Genomic DNA, 18,627 nt, shown 5'->3' on the forward strand with positions numbered 1-18,627 from the left:
AAGTATATTGTCTCATTGACAACAATTACTTTGCCTTAACTTGTCACGAATGGGTTAGGACAGATGTAACGACGCAAACGACCACATACCAGTAATAAACCTTCTGCCCTCTGCCGCCTACCTTCTGCCTTTCTTAGTCAATTAATAGCGGATACGTGGGTCAATTAAAGCATTAATAATATCGATCGCGATACTCGCGACAACGACAATGGTTCCAAAAAACACCATAATTCCTTGCACAGTTGGGTAATCTCTCAGCTCAATTGCCTCATACAGCCGATTGGCAAGTCCCGGCCAAGAGAAGGTTACCTCTGTCAAAACAGCACCCCCCAGTAGAGAGGCAAAGGTCAAGCCCATAATTGTAATAACCGGAATCAAAGCATTCTTCAAGGCATGGCTGATGAGAATTTTGCCTTCTTGAATCCCTCTAGCACGAGCCGCTTCTACATAATCTGCTTGGAGTGTCTGCTTGAGATTTACCCGAACAATGCGCTCAAAAATCCCACTGAGAAGAATCCCCAACGTCAAACTCGGCAGAGTGAGATAGTAGAGCGTGGTGAAAAACTGAGCCAAATTACCACTGAGGAGACTATCAACTAAATACAGTCCCGTTGGCCCAACCGGAGCGACTTCTGAGGGGGGAAAACGCCCACCAATCGGGAACCAACGTAACTGTACAGAAAAGATTAATTGCAACACCATGCCCGCCCAAAAGACAGGAAGCGCATAGGTGATAATCCCAAACAAGCGTCCCCCAACGTCAAAAGCGGTACCAGGGCGAGAAGCAGAAAGAATACCAATGCCAACCCCAACAGTCAACGCCACAATCATGCTGCACACCGCTACTTCTACGGTAGCTGGAAAGTACTGCTGGATTACTTCCCAAACATCTCGACCCTGATCAGTAATTGAACTGCCTAAATCCAACCGCAGCAAATCTCCTAAATAGCTAAGGTACTGCAACGGCAAAGGTTTGTTTAGCCCTAAGCGTTCGCGAAATGCTTCTTTGACACTATCGGGAGCGCGATTACCGATAACGGCATCAATTGGATCGCCTGGGGTGGCACGTAGCAGCAGAAAGACAATCGTGACGATTGTCCACATCATGAGAGGGGCAAGAAGTAGCCGGGTTAGGACGTAATACTGTAGGGCGCGAGAACGAGACATTTTATTGGGAAGGTGAAGAGGTGGGGAGAGTGGGAGAGTGGGAGGTGGGGAGGTAGGAAGTTAATATACATAAACTTTGGGAGTTTTTCACTGATCACTCCATCTCCCCATCCCTAATTTTTAGGCTTGTTTATCTACCTCCCAGAAGGACAAACCAAGAACTGGGTTAAGTTCAACGTTTTTTATGGGCTTTTGGGCAAAGGCGTAGTCAACTTTCTGCAAAAAGGGAACATAAGGGACATCCTGTGCCAGTAAGGTTTGGATCTCAGCAAAGATTTTTTTGCGGGCTTCGGTGTTTTGTTCTTTGCGTTCAGCCTGAATCAACTGATTAATTTTTTCGTTGTAGTAGAAGAAGCCTTGGCTTTGACTTGCACCTTCCTCACAACCTGTTGCTGCTGACCCTTTGTTGCAGGCAAATAGAGGGCTAACGTAGTTATCGGCATCGCCAAAGTCTGGGAACCAAGCCACTAAATAACTCGGATAAATTCCTTTGGCAACGTTAGCGAAAAGTGTGGTCGATTCGACGGGTTGCGGTTTGACTTGCATAATCCCATCGAGTCTTTGGGCGGCATACTCTTTGAGGAGGGTTACCATCTGCTCTCGCTCTGAATTACTAGAGGAGTACCAAATCTCAAACACAAAGGGTTTTTCTTTAGAAAATCCGGCTTTCGTTAGGAGTTCTTTCGCCTTTTCTACATTGCCGTCGCCATAAGGTTCTTTAAACGCGGGTACGTTGGTTTCAAAGCTGTTGGGAACGATGCTGTAGGAGGGTTCAGCGAGGTTTTTGTAGACACGCTCAATAATTAGGGGACGGTCAATCATTGCCGCGATCGCTTGTCTTACTTCTACCTGATCGAGTGGCTTTTGCTTGACATTTAGCACCAGGTAGTCAACACGAGTACTTGGCTTGTTTACAACCTGAAATCCTTTGGATTGGGCATCATTTTTGAGACTGACAACCTGTGAAGAGTCCAAGTCTCGATAGGCAATGTCTAATGCACCTGTTGCAAAGGAATTATATAAGTTGGCGGAACTACTTAGAGATTGAAAGTCAATTCCTTGATTGGCTGGTTTTTCTCCCCAATATTTGTCAAAAACATCAAGCTTAACGAGGTTGGGATTAAACGAAACGAGTTTATACGGCCCTGTTCCTACAAACTCATTTGGCTTAAATTTCCCTTCCCCAATTTCGTAAGCTTTGGGCGAGACAGCAGACATTCCAGAGAAAGCTAATAGCGATGGGAAGGGTGCAAAGGGGCTTTTAAGTTTAATCGTAAGTTCGTAATCCCCAGTCGCTTCCACTGATTCCATAACGTCGGAGAGCAGTGCTGAGGGTTTACCGCCGTTTTTGCTAAACCGTTCTAGGGAAAATGCCATTGCTTTGGCGTTGAACGGTTCCCCATCGTGGAACGTGACACCTTGGCGTATAGGGATGGTGTAGGTTAGACCATCCGCGCTCACTTTGGGCATTGCGGTGGCAAGTTGTGGCTCGATCTTGTCGGTGTCTCCGACGTAGGTATAAAGGCGATCGCCTAAATTGGTGATGATGTCGCTAATTGCTACTTCATAACCATCGGCAGGGTCAAGTGTCCGTGGCTTCTCGATTGAGCCGACGGTAATGCGATCGCTACTAGCGCCAGTGGCTGGACTAGAGGAACCAACCGGGGTTGATGTTTTTGGTGCCCCACAACTGACAATTAGCGCACAGCAAGCAATGGATAAGCCTAAGAATTGCCCAATAGACTGCCACTGTCTTAAACCCAACTTTGGGGAAACCGAGCTTAACCCAGAATTAGGTCGCTTTCTACGAAACAGACGAAACCAGTTCATAACAACTTGCATTCAGATTTTTTGAAATTGGCGATCAGCTACAAACAACTATCCCTGGATATACATTAAAGCTGAAACCTTATCTTTGCGTACTGTTCGTCATGAACTCAATTCAATCAGCAAGGTGGATTCAATAATTTACAAAATTCAAAACCCTTAGGGGCAGTACCCTGCCATGCCCCTTTCCTAGGAATTAGCGCTCTTCTGTCAGTCTAGGTGATCGCAAAGGCTGTAATCCTGATAGGACGTGAGTTTTCCCAATTGGTCTACATTTTTGAGTTTCTGATAGAAACTCACCCCTCAAATCGTTATGTGGAAAAGCTCTCAAGCTTTTACTTTGAGCGTGATTTTCCGAGACTGACAGAAGAGCGTTAGAGATCAATAAATCCATGCTCCTAATTCTAAATTGAGTAGTGTAGGGGGAAAGCCTTAGCATCCTTGGGCTTAACATACACCCACTGCTGTGGCTCCAGCTTCAACTCTTTAAACCGTTCCCGCGACAAATGTGCTGTAACGACCTGACCATCTTCTAGGGTTAACTCAGCTTGAATTTCCCAACCCAGATGAATCACCCGCGTTACTCTCGCTTTAGCGCTAGCACCATTGGATGTTGTTTCTACAATGACATCGTGAGGACGTAAGAAAATTTCTGGATTAGCAGAATCAAAGCCGCCATCCTGGAAAATCCGGGATGTGCTAGGCAAGACATTTACCGGACCAATGAAACTCATCACAAACGCCGAGGTAGGGTTATCGTAAATCTCTGCGGGTGTCCCTACCTGTTCTACCTGTCCTTTGTTCATTACGACGATTTCATCCGCCACTTCCATCGCTTCTTCTTGGTCGTGGGTAACGAAAACTGTTGTGACATGGACTTCATCATGAAGGCGACGTAACCAAGCGCGTAAATCTTTACGCACTTTGGCATCTAAGGCTCCGAAGGGTTCATCCAAGAGCAAAACTTGCGGTTGCACTGCTAACGCCCGTGCCAAGGCAACCCGCTGTCGCTGACCACCGGATAATTGAGAAGGATAGCGATCGCCCATTCCCTCCAAATGTACTAGCTTCAACAATTCCTCTACCCGCGCCTTGACTTTTGCCTTGGGCATTTTACGAATTTCCATGCCAAAGGCAATGTTCTTGCGTACCGTTAGGTGCTTGAACAAAGCGTAGTGCTGAAAGACAAACCCAATTTCGCGGTCTTGCACATTTTGGTGAGTGGCGTTTTTGCCAGTAATCCAAATATTGCCGCTATCGGGCATCTCCAAGCCAGAAATCAGCCGCAGTAATGTGGATTTCCCCGACCCGGATGGCCCCAAAAGGGCAACTAAGGAGCCGCTTTTGATCTCTAAATTTACTTGGTCAACAGCTTGAAAACTACCGAACCGTTTGGATACATTTTCAACAACAATAGCCACGGTGATGAACCTCTTGATGAAGCTTTCTATTATCTTTGGTGGTGTGGCGCGATCGCCAAGAGCCTATCTATAGCAGTAGCCACTGAGGTTAGGACATCATCGGAAGCCGAGTTCCTTAACCGGAGCCTATTTCACTGGAAGCTGACCGCCCAAAGCTGACTGCTGATTGCTATAAAAAGTGCTTTCGGCTTGTTGACCGCTATGACAATGAATTACCGATTCCCTGAGAGGATTACTGTAGTCTTATAGCACAAATCAACGCGATAACTATTGAGTTTAGCCTTATCGCCTAGCTGCCTATGGCATAACTAGTGAGCGGCAGCATCACTGTAAACGTTGTACCGATACCCAAAGCGCTTTCTACAGCAAGCTGACCGCCATGCAAGTCTACAGACTTTTTAACAATCGATAGTCCTAACCCCGTACCTTGGATTGAGCCGACATTGCTAGCTCGATAGAAAGACTCAAACAATCGAGAGAGGTCTTCTGGCGGAATTCCCATACCCTGATCTTGAATACGGAATGTCGCTACCTCATCTTGACAGGCGAGTTCAAAATTCACTGTCTCACCTTTAGGAGAGTATTTAACCGCATTAGAGAGCAGATTGGTCAGAATTGGTCGCAGGAGGTTCTCATCCAGGCAGGCATTAGAGCATTCTCCTTGACAGGTAAAGGTAAGACTGTGATGACTGTTGAAATTGCTCCGGAGTTCTTCAACTAAGTTACGACAGAACTCTACTAAATCTATAGCAACGGGCTTAAACTCCATTTTGCCAGCCTCTGCCTTACCGATGAGCAGCACATCATCCAGTAACTGAATTGTCTGATTAATAGCAGCTCGAATTCGCTGAAAATGTTTGCTTTTTTTCTCATCCATGACATCCCGGCAATAACGCTCCAAAAGTTCTGCGGAGGAGCGGATAGTGGTTAGTGGTGTGCGGAATTCGTGGGAAACAACTGAAACTAAGTCTGATTTAAGTTGGTTGAGTTCGCGTTCCTGTTCCAATGCGTTAATAATTTCTGTTTCAGCTCGTTTCTTGTCGCTAATATCTCTGCCTTCCCCAATCAGCATCACCACTTTCCCGGTTTCGTCTTTTAATGGCTTAAGGGAAAAATCAACCCACACCATTACGTTAAGAGCGTCCCGCACCTGGATTTCATCGCGAACCAAATGACCATCACGGGCGTTGGCAATAGCTGTTTGCAACCACTCTTGACTAGCTTGGGAGTAATTCCAACACTTCATCTCCCATAGCGGCAGACCCAGACAATCTTCTTGATTAGCGTGACTGAAGTCAAGGGCAGCCTGGTTAAATTCCAGAAGATTTCCTTCGGGTGTCAACAGCACCATTAATTGAAAGGTTTGGTCAAAAACCACTCGAAAGCGTTGTTCACTCGCTTGTAGCTGCTTGAGAATATGCCCGCGCTCGATCGCATAACGGATAGCACGGACAAGCGATTGAGTAGTGATTTGCTCCTTAAAGAGATAATCCTGCGCCCCTTGTGCTACGGCTTGTAGGGCAAGTTCCTCATCATTAACCACCGTCAGCACCACAACGGGGATATCGGGTACGGCTGTATGGAACTCGACTAGCGTGTCTAATCGATCAGAGTCTGGGAGAATCAGGTCTAAGAGAACCACATCAACTGTGAGATTGCGGCAAGCCTGGATAGCATTACTTAGCCGCTCAACATGTACCAAGTCCCAACCTTCCTTCTCTAAGCGAGAGAAAACTTGGCGCAGCAAAGTAGCATCACTAGGGCTATCCTCCACCAATAGGATGCGAATCGGTGTGTTGGACATAGTAGGAGGGTTTTTAGCTTAGAGTTCACCTTGGGGAGGAGCTAGGGGTATTTTAAAGTAAAAAGTGGTTCCTAGTCCGGGCTGTGATTCTGCCCAGATACTGCCACTATGACTCTCTACGATCTTTTTACAAATCGCCAGCCCGATGCCAGTACCAGAAAACTCGGTACGGCTATGGAGACGTTTAAAAACCTCAAAAATCCGCGTAAGATACTTAGATTCGATGCCAATTCCGTTATCACGCACGAAAAAGAGCCATTCCTGATTTCTCAATTGTGCTTGAATGTGTACTTCGGGTGGCTCATCACGGTGGAACTTAACCGCGTTGCTAATCAGATTTTGGAATAGCTGTATGAGTTGAGTTTTGTCTGCCTTAATCGTTGGTAGAGACTCATGAGTAACGGTGGCGTTACTGTCAGCGATCGCTACTTCCAAATTTGCGATCGCTTGACGCACCACAGCATTGCAGTCAATCGCGGCAACTCCTTGATGGTCAGTACCCAAACGACAATAGGTGAGCAAGTCTTGAATCAACTGCTGCATTCGCGTTGCGCCATCTACGATATAACTCATGTATTCCTGAGCTGACTCATCTAGCTGGTTTTGGTAGTCTTGCCTCAGAAGTTGAGTGAAACCCGTTATCGCTCGCAATGGCTCTTGCAAGTCGTGAGAAGCGACATAAGCAAACTGCTCTAATTCCTGATTGGAACGTTTTAAATCCGTCGTTAGTTGCTCTAGTTTCTGTTCGGTTCGCTTGCGCTCAGTAATGTCGGTGGAAATGCCACAAACTGCATAAGGGACACCATTGGCATCAAGTAGAGGAAACTTATTAACAAGGTAGGTGTGTATCCCATCATCAAGAGGGGCAACTTCTTCTGTTTCGATAGAGAGGCATTGGTCGAGGACTTGTTTGTTAATGGTGGCGTAAGCCTCAGCAAATTCAGCACCCCAAACTTCATAGATGCTCTTACCAATTAGTTGCTCATGAGTCGTGGACAACAGGTTTTCGTAGCTGCGGTTGCTCAGTAGGTGCCTGTTCTGCTTATCGATTACGAAAATGAAGGTTGGTGAGTTATCCAGGATTGCCTGTAGCTGTTGTTGACTCTCCCACAAGTCTGCTTCTGCTTGCTCGCGCACTCTAATTTCAGCTTGCAGTCGGGCGTTAGTCTGCTCTAACTCCGTTGTCCGTTGTTGGACTCGCTGTTCTAGTTCTTGATTAAGCTGTTGAAGGGCAAATTCTGCTCGTTTGCGATCGGTAATATCCTGGGTAATCCCAAGAATTTGAGAAATTTCCCCTTGTTCATCTAGCAGTGGTACATAATTGACAACTATCGTAAACGAACCAACCCTAGGTAAAGTGATATCACATTCACCTGTTTGAATGGTTCGAGTTTCCACAGCACGCTCAAGAATCGGCAGATACTTGGAAGTGATTTCACCAGACCAGATTTCCTCGTCAGTAAGACCGATAAGTTCTTCCAAAGGCTTTTCGGTGCGCTTTAGTCCCTCAAGATTGACAAACTGAAACTGCCGCTTAGCGTTGTAGATGATAAATGGGTGAGAAAAGTTATCAACGGCTAGCCGGAATCGCGCCTCGCTTTGGCGCAGTGCTGCCTCTGTTTCCTTACGTGAGGTGATATTAAAGGATGCTGCCAAGTATTGAATCGGCTTCCCTTTGGCATTGAGGAAAGGAAAAATAGTGGTATCTAGCCAGTAATCTGTCCCATCTTTAGCCCGATTCTTGACTTCTCCTTTCCAGATTTTCTTCCTAGCAAGGGTTAGCCACGGCTTTTGAGCGAATTCTTGGAAATGATTATCGGCAGTGAGCAAGCGGTAGTCTTGCCCGATGAGTTCTTCACTGGAATATTGGGAGAGTTGACAAAAATTGTCGTTGACATGGGTGATTATTCCGTTGGGGTCAGTAATCGCTACAAGTGCCGACTGGTCTAAAGCGAGGTCAAGCCGTTGGGCTTGTTCCTTTGTTTGGAGGTAAAGGTGAGATTGGGTAATTGCGATCGCGAGTTGGTCAGCAACGGCTTGCAACAGTTCCTTTTCTCCATCAAGACTGAACCAATTGGTGTCTCTGACCAAAATTAAATAGGCTATCAGCTCATTTTCAGCACGAACGGGGAGAGCTAAATAGCTTTGAGCCTTGAGTTCTAGATGAATGGGTTGAGGACTTGGTTTGACTTCTTGGAGTTGTATCGTCTCACCTCGTTGAGTTCGCACCTCAAAATCTGGTGGCACAGAGAACCGTCCGACTTGCGGCAACAGATTTTCCTGACAGTAAACCCGCTGAATCTCCAAGGAAAGCTCTGTGGGTTCATACCAGCCAAAAACCGCTCGTTCTAGTTGCAGCAGGGTTCCCACTTCTTCCACTGTTGCTTGCAGAATGTGATCCAACTCTAAGGAAGCACGAATCCGCTCGATCAAGCGGTTGAGCAGGGCTTCTTGAGACGCACGGGCGCGAGAACGCTCAGATACTAGCACAAGCCGTAATCCTGCCAGAGTCGCGATCGCTAGTAGTCCCCCCACCACTGTTGCCAACAAATTGAGGGCACTCAGTTGGGATTCAATATTGTGTTTGGGAATCACCAACGCGATCGACCAATCCGCTTCGTGCAGGGGCAAATAGCCAACATAAACCCAATCGCCAGCTAGCTGCACTAGCTCAATTCCCCGCTGCTTGCCGATCATTCTTGTGGCAATGTGCCGTAAATTCGGGTCGCTCGCTTGCAAAAAACTGGGAGCTGGTTTTTCCCATGTTCCCATTACTCTGGCATTCGGATGGACAATTGGCATTCCTTCTGAGGTGAGGGCAAAGGCGTAACTACCAGAGCCATATTTCAGACGGTTTACTACCTCAACAATCCGATCTATTTTAATTGCCGCCCCAATTATCCCAATTGGTCGTCTCTGAGCAGGAGGAATTGACCACACGGGAGCGCCCATTGGCACTGTCGCCCCATTGTGGGTGCGGCTAATAACGGGATCGCTCACATATACTTGTCCAGACATTGCTCGCTTAAAGTATTCGCGGTCTTTTACATTCTTCGCTCGACCCTTTCCGGTGGTGTTTTGAGAACCATCGGGGTTAATCATCGCAAAAAAGTAGAAGTCCTTCAGCCGTGACGCTTCGGATGTGAGATAAGGCTCAGCTACCGACCAATCCATCGTCCGAAATGTAGGAGTATTGGCAAGCATTGCAATCTCAGCCTTCCGAGTGACTAGCCAATTATCAATTTCGTCAATTCCGACCTGAACTCGCAACAAGGCATTTTGCTTTAAGTTGCCCAAGAGCAACTCTCGCACGACTTGATAGCTCAAGATAGCGGTTGTGCTTACTGCCAAAGTTGTGCTGCCGATGATTAGCAGCACCAGCAAATTCCGAGGCTGCCACCCTTGATGAGAGCGGCTTTTCCACAATTGGGTTAAACTCTGCCACTTTGACATTGTTAAGCCCCTTCTGATTTGACCTAAGTATGCTTCAGCTAGCCATAACTAGGAGTTTAGACTGTTCAATCGGTTCAGAGGAAAAAAGCTCTGGATTACTACGCCTGTGTTTGAAGATCACTGATTAGTCACCACACTAATTGTTAAGCTGTGTTGCGCTTAGTTGTTAAGGTGTATTTCAACTTGAGCGGATATCTAACGATGTTGGTTAGATAACCCGAAAGTCCGTGATACCATGCAGTCCGTAGCTCAAAGATTGATTGGGAGAAAACATGCCAGCACTAAGGGTTGCTGTTGTTGGATCAGGCCCAGCAGGCTCTTCTGCCGCCGAGACTTTAGCAAAAGCCGGAATCGAAACGTTTTTGTTTGAGCGCAAGCTCGACAATGCTAAGCCTTGTGGCGGTGCAATTCCACTGTGTATGGTGAGTGAGTTTGACCTACCACCAGAAATCATTGACCGACGGGTGAGAAAGATGAAGATGATCTCACCATCGAATGTCGAAGTCGATATCAATATTGAAAAAGAACACGAATATATTGGGATGTGCCGCCGCGAGGTGCTTGATGGCTTCATGCGCGATCGCGCCGCCAAATTAGGGGCAAAGTTGATTAATGGCACAGTTCACAAACTTGATATTCCACTCAAAGATTCCGATCCCTATACCCTCCACTACGCTGACCATTCAGACGGAAGTTTGGAAGGAACGCCAAAGACACTGAAAGTAGACCTTGTGATTGGTGCCGATGGCGCGAATTCTCGTGTCGCTAAAGCGATTGATGCTGGGGATTATAATTATGCGATCGCCTTCCAAGAGCGGATTCGTCTGCCAGAAGACAAGATGGCGTACTACGAAGACCTAGCTGAAATGTATGTCGGTAACGATGTCTCTACCGACTTCTACGCCTGGGTTTTCCCTAAATACGACCACGTTGCCGTTGGGACTGGCACGATGAAGGTCAACAAAGCTGACATCAAAAAACTGCAAGCGGGTATTCGCGCTCGTGCGGCCAAACGCCTAGCTGGTGGTGAAATTATTAAAGTTGAGGCTCACCCAATTCCCGAACATCCCAGACCTCGCCGTGTTGTTGGTCGGGTTGCTCTCGTGGGAGATGCCGCTGGTACGGTTACGAAGTCTTCCGGTGAAGGCATCTACTTTGCCGCAAAATCCGCCCGGATGTGTGCGGAGACGATTGTTGAAACCTCCAATGGTGGGACTCGCATTCCTACAGAAGCCGACCTTAAGCTCTACCTGAAGCGTTGGGATAAGAAGTACGGCATCACCTACAAAGTCCTGGATATTCTACAAACTGTCTTCTATCGCTCCGATGCCACTCGTGAAGCATTTGTCGAGATGTGTGCCGACCGAGATGTCCAGCGACTAACCTTCGATAGCTACCTCTACAAAACGGTAGTCCCAGCTAATCCTCTCATCCAGATGAAGATTACCGCTAAGACTATTGGTAGCTTGCTGCGAGGCAGTGCCCTTGCTCCCTAGCTGTAGTGAGGTTTGAGCTTTGGCAAATGCCAAAGCAGAGCGCTCTAGATTATCACGTCTTAATTGACTTGAACTTCTTATTAAGCCAGTGTTTCGAGGTCTTTACCTACCTAACACTGGCTTTTTTCATGTACTCACTGGACTTGTTTCGCCACCAGAGGTTTTCGGTATCGTGGCACTTAAGGTACTAAGGACAGTTGTTAGGGACGTTAGTGTGGTGAAGGTCTACCCCTAACTAAATTGATGACTATGTCCATGTCTTAGACCGTCACTGAGTCAACATCTGTCGTTTGCTGTTCACCATTAGGCAACTCTAAGCAGTAACCTGCTCCGTATACTGTCTTGATGTACCGAGGATGGCGTGGGTCAGGCTCTAGCTTGGTTCTCAGATGGCGGACATGAACCCGGATTGTTTCGATGTCGTCATCGGGATCGTAGCCCCACACTTCCTTGAGGATTTCGCTTGGAGAAACGGTTTGACCGTGGCGCTGGAGTAGGCAATGTAGTAGCTCAAACTCCAGATGCGTCAGTTTTACCGTCACATCAAACCAAATTGCTTCAAACCGTTCTGGCACGAGGGTCAAAGGCCCGTAGTTAAGAATTTCTGCGTGCTTCGCCGCTTGGGGAATCCGGTCTGTGCGTCGTAGTAAGGCTCGCACCCGTGCCAGCATCTCTTCAAGCTCAAATGGCTTCGTCAGGTAATCATCGGCACCAGCGTTAAAGCCTTCCACCTTATCTTGGGTTTGACCCAAGGCTGTCAGCATCAGTACTGGAATGTCAGACGTGCGCTCATCCCGGCGGAGTCGTTGACAGACGGTAAAACCATCTACCTTGGGCAGCATTAAGTCAAGCATGATCAGGTCTGGCTGAAGTTGCAGGGCTAGCGCCTGACCCTTGATGCCATCTGCTGCTTGATTAACTTCGTAACCAGCCATCTCCAAATTGATGGAGACTAATTCTGAAATTGCAGGGTCGTCGTCGATGACGAGTATCCGGGGCATCACTTAAGAGGTTGATTTGAGGTGTGTTTGTTAACGTTCAATAAGAACTGGAAAGAAAAAGTCAGAATACTTCACCGATTATAATGGCTGATTCTAAATTATTTCTAAAGAATATGTAGGGATTCAAAATATTCTGAGGTACAAGCTAAGATTTGCAAGCCTTTTAGCCCGAAGCAAGCGAATTGATTCTTGTTTTCATCATTTCTTTAACCGCGAGTGACTACGAACAGTCAGTCATGTTTGTCCTCTAACTTTACTATTCCTTTATGACCCATCCTGTCTACACTCCCCCTTGGTGGCTTGCAAATGGTTTGTCAATGACTCTCTACACGTCTTTGCGGGGTAGTCGTGATTACAAAAAGTTCGCGATAGATCCGGAACCGACTTACCAAGAGAAAATCTTTACCGGGGCTTCTGGAGTGCCGATTTTTGGGATTGTTGCCATACCGGAGAACCCTAGAGCCACGATTATTGGCACCTATGGGATTACAGGTGATTTGGATAACCAGTGGTTTCTAAGGCTACTAGAGCGTAAGGCGTGTGCTAGAGGGTATGCGGTGGTTCTCTTCGACTGGCGTGCCCACGGCAAAACGGCTGATTTATCTCCAACGTTGACTTCTGATGGCTTATACGAGGGAGAAGATTTTGTCCGCATTGCGGCAGAGGCTAAGGCAATGGGTTGTCCAGCCCCTTTTTGGTTTACAGGGTTCTCTCTGGGGGGACAACTGGCATTATGGGGTGTTAAAGCGGCACAAACAATTGCGACCTGGGGAGAGGATTTAGAGCTTCTTGAGTCAGAAATTGGTGGTGGTGCGGTGATTTGTCCGAGTTTGGATTCCAATCGATCGCTAAATTATTTAGTCAAAGACAGATGGGGCAGACGTTTGGAACAAGCGATCGCAAAACAACTCAAAAAACTAGCTTGGCGGATTTATGAGGCTCACCCTGGAAAAATAGACCGAGACGCAATCGAACGAGCTAATAGTATTTGGGGTTTCGATCACGAACTGGTCATTGAGCGATTAGGCTTCTCATCGGTAGAAGAGTACTACGACGCTAGCAGTGGTCTGCATCTGTTACCTCAACTCAAAAAACCAACTCTAATCTTATATGCTGCCGACGATCCCTTGTTTGAGCCAACGATTGTCCCGGACTTGCAAGCTGCCTGTGCTAACAACCCAGCAATTGACTTGATGCTAACCGCTTACGGTGGTCATGTTGGTTATATCAGTAGCCAAGCTTGCCAGCGTCAGTTTAAAGACCCTGATTGCTGGTGGGCATGGAATCGGGTTTTGGAGTGGTGCGATCGGCAGATGATGATTGAGGGGAAGTAGGGAAGCAGGAGGAGAGGATTGGTAATGTTTTACGCACGTCAACATAGGAATAGCGATCACTTTCGGGGTTCGCAGGTGCGATCGCACAGCCTTTGTCACTAAATATCACATATTAGTCAACCTAACTCCTAGCTGGGGTAATTTTATTGGTTGACTAAGTGACCAAGCCGCTTTAGCACTCTCAGAACGGTATACAAATCATCTCTGCTATCAAGAGCGAATAGATACGACTGGGCATACTTCGGGGTGCCTTGTTTTGTAAGTTTCAGGAATCTAAATTCAATACCATTCGTGACAAATCCAAATGCAGGTCTTTCAGAATTAGGATTACCCAGCATATAAGTTAGCGCTTGCGGTATGCCCACTTCCAGAGAGTATTTTGCAGCTTTTGCCTCAATTACAAGTATCCAAAACTGAGGGGTAAAAACCAGGAGGTCAAGCCGTCCCTTTACAAGAGTTCCCTCATCATCGGACACAATTTCTACCTCTTTCTCAGCCGTAAGGTAAAAAGGCGCACGATAAAAACCTGCCCATTTCAACAAGGGCGATAGCACTACGAGTTTGACGATGGGTTCGAGTATGGGATACCTAGATAGGTGGAGATAGTCTGCTTTTACCTCGTCTAGTGCTTGCTTTTCTGAATCCGTGAGTTCAGGTAAATCATCCTGCCACTCACTAAAGAACTGCTCATCATCACTGCGTTCTAAGCCAAATTTTTCGATTAAGTCGTTGAGATTTATATTTTGAGCTTGGATAGTTTGAACCATGAATTTATCTCCTTGGCGAATACTTGAGCATTATGACAATACAGGGCGCTGACTTCTCTCCTTAGTAAGGGGGGCTAGGGGGGTGAAGATAAGCGATCGCAAAAATATCGAGCATACAAATTGCACCAAGGCTTCACTTCATTCCTCTCTACCCGCACCAACCCCAAACTTTGTAGCTTAAACGCTTGCATTGATTCCAAGGTATAGACATCTCGTTTAAGGATGATTGATGATGATGCTGTGCCCCTACAATTAATCCCTAGGAACACTACTCATGTCCACAGCCCCTAATCTCGTCTCCGAAAATAAATGCTTCGGTGGTACGGTTGGTTTTTATAGCCATGACTCCCAAACCTGTAAGGGTGAGATGCGATTTTCTATCTACCAACCGTCCCAAGCGAAATCGGAACGGATTCCAGTTCTCTATTTCCTTTCAGGTTTAACCTGTACAGAAGAGAACTTCATGGCGAAGGCAGGAGCGCAGCAGTTTGCAGCTAAGTATGGATTGATTATTGTTGCACCCGACACTAGCCCTCGTAACTCAGGCATTCCTGGTGAAGATGATGATTGGGATTTTGGGACAGGTGCTGGGTTCTACGTTGATGCAACTGTTGAACCTTGGGCAGGGCACTACCAGATGTACAGCTATGTTGTGCAGGAATTACCTGCTTTGATTGCTGAGCATTTCCCCGTAAAACCAGAGCGACAAGGCATCTTTGGGCATTCGATGGGAGGTCATGGAGCCTTGATTTGTGCTTTAAAAAACCCTGAAAAGTACAAATCCGTTTCCGCCTTGGCACCAATTGCGGCACCAATGCGTTGCCAGTGGGGTCAAAAAGCCTTCAGCAACTACCTCGGTTCTGACCAAGAAACATGGCGTGCTTACGATGCTAGCGAACTGGTGTTGACATCTAGCTTTAAGCGTCCAATTCTCATTGATCAAGGTACGGTTGACCCGTTTCTAGAAAAGCAGCAGTTGCTTCCTGAGCTATTTGAGCAAGCTTGTGAAAAGGCAGGTCAACCGCTAACCTTGCGCTTTCAGGAAGGTTATAACCACAGTTACTACTTTATCGCTAGCTTTATTGAAGACCACATTAATCATCATGCGGCGGCTTTGTGTGAGTAAGCTTGCTAACGCTTGTTTGTCTCAAGTTGCGATCGCTTTTTCCAGTTTTCTGGGAGTGGTGTATATCTCTCGGTCTAACTGAGCGATCGCATTTTACTCCGGGAAATCAGGAATAATCCACTGGGGTGGCTGCATCAGCTTCTTTCTTCGTGCTTCCTCAGCAATCTTCAACATAGTGTCTAGAGAAGTCTCATTGATGAACTTTGTTGCATCTGCGGCAAACTCCTTGTTTGGGCATTTATCACCTAAAATGCAGCCGTTGACGCAGGCTTCAGCACAGTTTACGGTAGATTCCACAGTAACCTCCTTGCTCTAATTCTCAGGATAATCAGAGAGCAGATTCTTCAATCGAGTTGGTAAAAGGCTTTTACCTAACTAAATTTTTCTTAATCCATGTTTATCTTCTCTTTATATAGCATTAAACGAATCACTACGTCCAAAGCTTCGTCGTCTCATTAACTTGCACCCAAAAAGACACACTACTCGTCGATGACTCGTATCACTTAATCTATAACAAAGCATCACTAGCCCTCATCCCCTTTGATCACCTGTAACTAAAGAGAAATCACGACAATTGAAAATAGCCGTAGTTAGTAGTTATTCAGTGGCAATAAGGAGGTGTGTCGAATGCTAGAGAAGCTTGTGTTATCCATAATGGTTACGTTTTCTCTCTATCTATCTGTAGAATATAAATTTGGAACAGACCTAATTTCTTCAGTTATGCAACTGTTAGCATCTCCCAATCAAACAGGGAATTCAGTTGCGACAAGCCAATATGACGATTAGCACAGATTTATGGCAGTTTAATCAAGACCTTGCACAAGCTTGTCTTGAAAACCCTTTTGTCCAAGGCATTGGTTCTGGTACCCTTGACCGTTCTAAATTTGCCTACTACGTTGGTCAAGATGCCTTTTTCCTGGAAGCATTTGCTCGTGCTTACAGTATTGCTGCTGCCAAAGCTCTCGATTGGGAAGGATTTAATACCTTTCATACGCTTGCTGGAGGGGTTCTCAAAGAACTGACACTCCATGAACGTTACGCTACAGAATGGGGAGTAGATTTGCGAAGCGTTGAACCCGCTATGGCAACACGCCGCTACACTGATTTTTTATTAGCAACAGCTTGGGGTAGTGACGTTGGGTTAATCACAGCCGCAATGACACCCTGTATGCGTCTGTATGCATTTTTAGGTCAAAAACTCGCTCAGGGTGGAATTCCAGAACATCAATATGCTGACTGGATTCGCACTTATAACGATGAGGAGATTGAGAAATTAGCTCAACAGTTAGAAAGTTTGACTGACCAGTACGCCACCCTCACTACCTCGGTAAAATCGACGTATCGCTATGCGATGTTGTGTGAGCAAGACTTCTTTCAAGCTGCATGGGATGTTGAGTCCTGACTAGTCAAATTCAACAGCGTACACTGCCATTTATAGGAATAAGCTACGTGCATTCAAGTTGCATTTTGCTCTTGAACGGGGAACAGAGAAGGGGTAGGATTGAAAGGAAGACTTCCCTTAGTCCTCTACTCTCAAGCGATAATTTCAATTGCTAATTGAAGGCTTATTAGCTTACAGGCATCGTCACAATTCTCTAAATTTTTGCCCATCCCTAACTTCTCTCGCCACATTAGAGCGGTTTGTGTCATCATGGGCTGTTAAAGAGTTTGGAAGTATAGACTTGATAACAGAACAAGAGCTTTGCACTGGTAAATCCGTACATCTAGTTCTAACTATGACAGCACTTAGGCAAGCCACGTCGGGTTACAGCGTTATGGTCTCTTGAGTTCACGCTAACTAACTGTAAAACTATGAACTTATAACAAACTTAGAGCAAGTCAAGGCTATGTTAGCACTAGCCGTAGTTTAATCCTACAACACCTCAAACAGACTAGTGCAAGAAGGCAGGAGGCTCTTATGCAGAAGCAATATTGCTTGTACAGTAAGCCTTTTAGCCAATGTCCAACTGGATAGTTATTGCCGCCCCGCTGCACTAGAAGCCACCACCCTTGATATTGAACTAAGTTCGAGATGTCCTTGTGCCGCGCTCAAACTTTTATGCCACCAAAAAAACAAAACCGTAAAAAACTTGACCTAACTCATCTTGCCGGACTCAGTACCCCTGTTACGCCTGAGCCGGACAAAGTGAATCAAGAGTTATCAGATAGTTCAGCCCAAGACTCTAGCGAAACGGCTGACGATGCCTCGAATCGCTTACTAGTCAAGAGCGAGAACATAGAACAGTCTGTACCTCAAGATAGCGAAGCTACGACAGAAGAGTCAGCAACTGCCAAGCCAGAAGTGGAGCCTTCTTCTCATGAAGACGTTGAGCTGAGTGACCGTCGCCAGGAGATTAAGAAGCCACAGCGATTGGAATACAAGTCCTCAAAGATGCTCTCTTGTGTCACCAACACGAACGGTGAGGTCTTCAAGCCCGGAGATAGGATTCTAGCAAAATCTCCTTGGGGAGCAAGAGTCCCTGTGGAGATTAAGACTGTTTACCAAGACAGCGAGGGTAACACTTGGGCGCATTATCTTCCCAATGAGGAGCAATTGCCCTCTGGCTGGAGTTGGCTAGGAGGATGTACCCGCGCTACGCTCTTGCTGAAAGCTTGACTCAATTGTGAACTAGGGATTAGGGATTGGGTAATGCTGGTTCTCGGAGGTTCCCTCCAAGAAAGGAAGTTCTAGTCGTAGAGACGTTCCGCCGGAACGTCTCTACAAAGTTTTATGGGTTGCCGAAAAAGGGGGTAGCTGACTCGGATTAGTATGAAACATCAACAACTCTTGCGCCTATACCTTAAAACAACAACGCCCACCACTCTCGGCAGGCGCTTACATACTATCAAACTTCCGCAATATGGACGTTAGTCTGGATATTAACTTACCACTTGAGGAGGTTAAATTGCTCCATATCCACCGTATCGCGGTTGCGGTAAATCGAAAGAATGATCGCTAAACCCACTGCCGCTTCCGCCGCTGCTACAGTAATAACAAACACTGTAAAAACCTGACCTTTAATCTCTTGCGGGTCGATGAAGTTAGAGAACGCCATTAAATTCAGGTTCACGGCATTTAATAGGAGTTCAATCGACATCAGCACTCGGACAGCATTGCGGCTAGTAATTAAGCCATAAATGCCAATACAAAACAGAGCAGCCGCTAAAAGTAAGAAGTATTGGAGTTGGAGTTGCATGAATCTTTACAGCTATAAACAGAATTTGAATGAA

The 18,627-nt window shown here is 46.4% G+C and carries 15 protein-coding genes; 5 read left to right on the forward strand and 10 right to left on the reverse strand.

What is annotated here, in order from left to right; all coding sequences use genetic code 11:
- Positions 1-141 precede the first annotated feature (141 nt).
- The 5 genes from AC5JL3_RS08845 to AC5JL3_RS08865 form a co-directional block, all read right to left on the reverse strand.
- Positions 142-1,167, reverse strand: a complete 1,026-nt coding sequence (locus AC5JL3_RS08845; RefSeq protein ID WP_192222481.1) for an ABC transporter permease — start codon at positions 1,165-1,167, stop codon at positions 142-144.
- 120 nt (positions 1,168-1,287) lie between these two features.
- Positions 1,288-3,009, reverse strand: coding sequence for an ABC transporter substrate-binding protein (locus AC5JL3_RS08850; protein WP_496074137.1), 1,722 nt, complete (start codon positions 3,007-3,009; stop codon positions 1,288-1,290).
- 389 nt (positions 3,010-3,398) lie between these two features.
- A complete protein-coding gene (locus tag AC5JL3_RS08855; protein ID WP_192222483.1) occupies positions 3,399-4,415 on the reverse strand; it encodes a sulfate/molybdate ABC transporter ATP-binding protein in 1,017 nt (338 codons plus the stop codon).
- 289 nt (positions 4,416-4,704) lie between these two features.
- Positions 4,705-6,219, reverse strand: a complete 1,515-nt coding sequence (locus AC5JL3_RS08860; RefSeq protein WP_496074138.1) for a sensor histidine kinase — start codon at positions 6,217-6,219, stop codon at positions 4,705-4,707.
- Between the two features lie 18 nt (positions 6,220-6,237).
- On the reverse strand, positions 6,238-9,672 hold the full coding sequence (locus AC5JL3_RS08865) for a PAS domain S-box protein (protein WP_496074139.1): 3,435 nt from the start codon (positions 9,670-9,672) through the stop codon (positions 6,238-6,240).
- Between the two features lie 272 nt (positions 9,673-9,944).
- Between AC5JL3_RS08865 and chlP the strand changes: the two genes are divergently transcribed.
- Complete coding sequence (gene chlP / locus AC5JL3_RS08870) at positions 9,945-11,168, forward strand: geranylgeranyl reductase (RefSeq protein WP_496074140.1); 1,224 nt, start codon at positions 9,945-9,947, stop codon at positions 11,166-11,168.
- 260 nt (positions 11,169-11,428) lie between these two features.
- Here the strand turns inward: chlP and AC5JL3_RS08875 are convergent, their stop codons facing one another.
- Entirely contained in the window at positions 11,429-12,169 is a 741-nt protein-coding gene (locus AC5JL3_RS08875; protein ID WP_496074141.1) for a response regulator transcription factor, read from the reverse strand.
- A 266-nt stretch (positions 12,170-12,435) separates the two neighbouring features.
- Here AC5JL3_RS08875 and AC5JL3_RS08880 point away from each other — a divergent pair, with 266 nt between their 5' ends.
- On the forward strand, positions 12,436-13,503 hold the full coding sequence (locus tag AC5JL3_RS08880; RefSeq protein WP_496074142.1) for a YheT family hydrolase: 1,068 nt from the start codon (positions 12,436-12,438) through the stop codon (positions 13,501-13,503).
- Between the two features lie 143 nt (positions 13,504-13,646).
- Here the strand turns inward: AC5JL3_RS08880 and AC5JL3_RS08885 are convergent, their stop codons facing one another.
- Both AC5JL3_RS08885 and AC5JL3_RS08890 read right to left on the reverse strand, forming a co-directional pair.
- The gene (locus AC5JL3_RS08885; RefSeq protein ID WP_496074143.1) at positions 13,647-14,270 is read right to left on the reverse strand and encodes a type I restriction endonuclease; all 624 of its coding nucleotides are present in this window, start codon (positions 14,268-14,270) and stop codon (positions 13,647-13,649) included.
- Positions 14,271-14,344: 74 nt separating this feature from the next.
- Complete coding sequence (locus tag AC5JL3_RS08890) at positions 14,345-14,539, reverse strand: AAA-like domain-containing protein (RefSeq protein WP_496074144.1); 195 nt, start codon at positions 14,537-14,539, stop codon at positions 14,345-14,347.
- A 5-nt stretch (positions 14,540-14,544) separates the two neighbouring features.
- On the opposite strand from AC5JL3_RS08890, the gene fghA reads away from it, so the two are divergent.
- Positions 14,545-15,396, forward strand: a complete 852-nt coding sequence (gene fghA, locus AC5JL3_RS08895) for an S-formylglutathione hydrolase (protein ID WP_496074145.1) — start codon at positions 14,545-14,547, stop codon at positions 15,394-15,396.
- A 93-nt stretch (positions 15,397-15,489) separates the two neighbouring features.
- Here fghA and AC5JL3_RS08900 read toward each other — a convergent pair whose 3' ends face one another.
- Positions 15,490-15,693, reverse strand: coding sequence for a hypothetical protein (locus tag AC5JL3_RS08900; RefSeq protein ID WP_496074146.1), 204 nt, complete (start codon positions 15,691-15,693; stop codon positions 15,490-15,492).
- A gap of 478 nt (positions 15,694-16,171) precedes the next feature.
- On the opposite strand from AC5JL3_RS08900, the gene AC5JL3_RS08905 reads away from it, so the two are divergent.
- Together AC5JL3_RS08905 and AC5JL3_RS08910 are read left to right on the forward strand one after the other, a co-directional pair.
- Positions 16,172-16,798 (forward strand): TenA family protein, encoded by a 627-nt coding sequence (locus AC5JL3_RS08905; RefSeq protein ID WP_496074147.1) that lies wholly within the window; start codon positions 16,172-16,174, stop codon positions 16,796-16,798.
- A gap of 657 nt (positions 16,799-17,455) precedes the next feature.
- On the forward strand, positions 17,456-18,013 hold the full coding sequence (locus AC5JL3_RS08910) for a hypothetical protein (RefSeq protein WP_496074148.1): 558 nt from the start codon (positions 17,456-17,458) through the stop codon (positions 18,011-18,013).
- 268 nt (positions 18,014-18,281) lie between these two features.
- On the opposite strand, the gene nuoK is transcribed toward AC5JL3_RS08910, so the two are convergent.
- Entirely contained in the window at positions 18,282-18,593 is a 312-nt protein-coding gene (nuoK, locus tag AC5JL3_RS08915; RefSeq protein WP_348259660.1) for an NADH-quinone oxidoreductase subunit NuoK, read from the reverse strand.
- Between the last annotated feature and the right edge of the window lie 34 nt (positions 18,594-18,627).

Source organism: Symplocastrum torsivum (genome assembly GCF_059505465.1).